The organism is Pseudomonas sp. GW821-FHT02H09, from assembly GCF_059421425.1.
In genome coordinates this window covers 1-566 of record NZ_JBWKVA010000060.1, presented here as the reverse complement: position 1 = coordinate 566, position 566 = coordinate 1, and the positions used below count along the sequence as shown (strand labels likewise).

The 566-nt window shown below is 66.6% G+C and carries 1 protein-coding gene; it reads left to right on the top strand.

What is annotated here, in order from left to right:
• Positions 1-566 (top strand): Ig-like domain-containing protein (locus tag AC07VR_RS31645; protein ID WP_495013649.1); only part of this gene is annotated, 566 nt, incomplete at both ends.

Here is a 566-nt window from a genome sequence, read left to right as displayed (position 1 = left end):
GCGGTGGCCGATACGGCTGCCGGCACGGAGAACCAGACCCTGACCCTCAACGTGCTGGCCAACGACACCGATGTCGACGACGGCCACCTGTTCACGCTGAACTCGGTCAGCGCGCCGATCGGCCAGGGCAGCGCCAGCGTTGCGGGCAACCAGCTGCAGTTCAACCCAGGGAGCGACTTCGATCATCTGGCGCAGGGCGTGGTCGAACACGTGACCCTCAACTACCAGATGCAGGACCAGTATGGGGCACTCTCGACCAGCACGGTGGACGTGACCATCACCGGCACCAACGATGCGCCGGTAGCGGTGGCCGATACGGCTGCCGGCACGGAAAACCAGACCCTCATGATCGACGTGCTGGCCAATGACACCGACGTCGACGACGGCCACCTGTTCACCTTGGTCAGCGCCAGCGCGCCGATCGGCCAGGGCACGGCCAGCGTCGCGGGCAACCAGCTGGTGTTCAATCCGGGGAGCGATTTCGACCACCTGGCGCAGGGCGCCACGGCCAGCGTCACGCTCAGCTACAACATGACCGACGAGCACGGCGCGCCCGCCAGCAGCAC